3 protein-coding genes are annotated in these 3023 nt (G+C 70.3%); all 3 read left to right on the top strand.

Translation table 11 applies throughout. The features are described 5' to 3' along the window. Positions 1-54: 54 nt before the first annotated feature. The 3 genes from RSA25_RS19300 to RSA25_RS19290 are packed head-to-tail and all read left to right on the top strand — an operon-like array spanning position 55 to position 2819. Positions 55-1398: a TRZ/ATZ family hydrolase gene (locus RSA25_RS19300; RefSeq protein ID WP_332810438.1), complete on the top strand. Its 1344-nt coding sequence runs from the start codon at positions 55-57 to the stop codon at positions 1396-1398. A gap of 16 nt (positions 1399-1414) precedes the next feature. Further along, entirely contained in the window at positions 1415-2146 is a 732-nt protein-coding gene (gene ubiG, locus RSA25_RS19295; protein WP_332810437.1) for a bifunctional 2-polyprenyl-6-hydroxyphenol methylase/3-demethylubiquinol 3-O-methyltransferase UbiG, read from the top strand. Further along, the gene (locus RSA25_RS19290) at positions 2139-2819 is read left to right on the top strand and encodes a phosphoglycolate phosphatase (RefSeq protein ID WP_332810436.1); all 681 of its coding nucleotides are present in this window, start codon (positions 2139-2141) and stop codon (positions 2817-2819) included. Before ubiG ends, RSA25_RS19290 begins: the two co-directional genes overlap by 8 nt. The last annotated feature ends 204 nt before the right edge of the window (positions 2820-3023 follow it).

Below are 3023 nucleotides of genomic sequence, written 5' to 3'. Positions count from 1 at the left end.
ACCGGGCCGTGCAGCCGCGCATGGTTCGGTTCTACCACTGCACAGTGAGCCTCCATGACCGACGCCCCCCGCATCCCCGAAGCCTGCGACCTGCTGATCGAAGCCGGTTACGTGGTCCCGATCGAACCGCATGCGGTGGTGCTGGAAGACCATGCCGTGGCCGTGCGCGGCGGCGCGATCATCGCGATCCTGCCGCGCGCCGAGGCCCGTGCCCGCTTCGCGCCGGCCCAGACGGTGTCGCGGCCCGAGGCGGCGTTGATGCCCGGGCTGGTCAATGCGCACACGCACAACCCCATGACCCTGCTGCGCGGGGTGGCCGACGACCTGCCGCTGATGGTGTGGCTGCAGCAGCACATCTGGCCGGTGGAAGCGGCGGTGATCGGGCCGGAGTTCGTGGCCGACGGCACCACCCTGGCCATTGCCGAGATGCTGCGCGGTGGCACCACCTGCGCCAACGAGAACTACTTCTTCGCCGACGTGCAGGCCGCGGTCTACAAGCAGCACGGCTTCCGCGCGCTGGTGGGCGCGGTGATCATCGACTTCCCGACCGCCTGGGCCAAGACCGACGACGAGTACTTCGCCAAGGCCGGCGAGCTGCACGACCAGTGGCGCGGCGACCCGTTGATCGGCACCTCCTTCGCCCCGCACGCACCGTACACGGTGAACGACGCCAACTTCGAACGCGTGCGCATGCTGTCCGACCAGCTGGACATGCAGGTGCACCTGCACACCCATGAAACCGCGCAGGAAATCAGCGACTCGATCAAGCTGCACGGCCAGCGCCCGCTGGCACGCCTGGATCGGCTGGGGCTGGTCAACGACCGCCTGATCGCGGTGCACATGACCCAGCTGACCGAGGCGGAAATCCACCTGTGCGCCGAGCGCGGCGTGAGCGTGGTGCATTGCCCCGAATCCAACCTCAAGCTGGCTTCCGGCTTCTGCCCGGCCTGCGCCCTGCAGCGCGCCGGGGTCAACCTGGCGATCGGCACCGACGGCTGCGCCAGCAACAACGACCTGGACATGTTCAGCGAGAACCGCACCGCGGCGATCCTGGCCAAGGCCGTCGCCAACGACGCCACCGCGCTGGACGCGGCCACCACGCTGCGCGCGGCCACGCTCGGCGGCGCGCGCGCGCTGGGCTTCGGCGACCGCATCGGCTCGATCGAGGTCGGCAAGCAGGCCGACCTGGTCTGCGTGGACCTGTCGGCGCTGGAGACCCAGCCGCTGCACCACGTGCTCTCGCAGCTGGTGTATGCCGCCGGCCGCCACCAGGTGAGCGATGTCTGGATCGCCGGCCAGCCCAAGCTGGTCCAGCGCGAACTGGTGGGCATGGACACCGCCGCGATCGTCGCCAACGCGCGCCAGTGGCGCGAGCGTATCCGACACATCCGTGCTTGATGCACCGAGGACTCCGATGAACCCCCCCCACGCCTCCACCAATTTCGACCAGGCCGAACTGGACAAGTTCGCCGCACTCGCCAACCGCTGGTGGGACGCGGACGGCCCGCAGAAGCCGCTGCATGCGCTGAACCCGGTGCGGCTGCAGTACGTGGCCCGGCGCGTGGCCCTGCGCGGCGCGCGCGTGCTCGACATCGGCTGCGGCGGCGGCCTGCTCAGCGAAGCGCTGGCCCGCGAAGGCGCCGAGGTGACCGCCATCGACCTGGGCGCGGAGCTGCTCAAGGTGGCCCGCCTGCACAGCCTGGAATCGGGCGTGACCGTCGATTACCGCCTGCAGGCCGCCGAGGACCTGGCCGCCGAGCAGCCGGGTGCGTTCGACGTGGTGACCTGCATGGAGATGCTCGAGCACGTGCCCGATCCGGCCGCGATCATCGCCGCCTGCCATCGCCTGCTCAAGCCGGGCGGCCAGCTGTTCCTGTCCACCGTCAACCGCACCCCGGCCGCCTTCGCGGTGGCCATCGTGGGCGCCGAGTACGTGGCCCGGCTGCTGCCCAAGGGCACCCACCACTACCAGGACTTCATCAAGCCGGCCGAGCTGGGCAAGTGGCTGCGGCAGGCCGATTTCAACCTGTGCGACGTCAGCGGCATGGCCTATGAGCCGTGGCGCAACCGCGCGCGCCTGAGCACCCGCACCGACATCAACTACCTGGCCCATGCCACCAAGCCGGACGACGCGGCCGGTGGCTGAGTCCGGTTTCCCGCAGGCGGTCCTGTTCGACCTGGACGGCACGCTGTTGGACAGCGCGCCGGACATGCTGGCCACCGCCAATGCGATGCTGGCCGCGCGCGACCGTGCCCCGATCAGCCTGGCCGCGCTGCGCCCGGTGGTGTCCAAGGGCTCGCGCGCGATGGTGTCGGTGGCCTTCCCCGAGCTGGGGCAGGTCGAGCGGGACGCGCTGGTGCCCGAGTTCCTGGCCCGTTACGAGGCGCTGATCGGCCAGCACGCGGTGCTGTTCGACGGCGTGGCCGGCATGCTCGATGCGCTCGACGTGGCGGGCTGCGCGTGGGGCATCGTGACCAACAAACCGGAGTACCTGGCCCGGCTGATCGTGCCGCAGCTGGGCTGGGAACAGCGCTGCAAGGTGCTGATCGGCGGCGACACGCTGGCCCAGCGCAAGCCGCACCCGCTGCCGCTGCTGGCCGCGGCCGAGCGCATGCGCATCGACCCGGCCACCTGCATCTACGTGGGCGACGACGAACGCGATATCGTGGCCGCCAACGCCGCCGGCATGGCCTCGGTGGCCGCGCTGTGGGGCTACCGGCTGGATGCCGACGACCCGCTGGCCTGGGGCGCCGAGTGCATGGTCGAGCGCCCCGCGCAGCTCCAGCGCGGCGACGCCTGGCCCACCGCGCGCGCCTGACCAGGCCCGGCAACACGCACAAGCGCGTGCCCACCGTGGGCCGGTACATGCATCGGCAGGTACCAGCCGTTGGTCGGTACGTGCATTGGTAGGTACCGACCGTTGGTCGGGTACATGCATTGGTAGGTACCGACCGTTGGTCGGGTACATGCATTGGTAGGTACCGACCGTTGGTCGGGTACATGCATTGGTAGGTACCGACCG

Source organism: Stenotrophomonas sp., from assembly GCF_036662295.1.
In the GTDB taxonomy this organism is placed as follows: domain Bacteria; phylum Pseudomonadota; class Gammaproteobacteria; order Xanthomonadales; family Xanthomonadaceae; genus Stenotrophomonas.
This window is presented reverse-complemented; position numbering and strand designations above follow the sequence as displayed.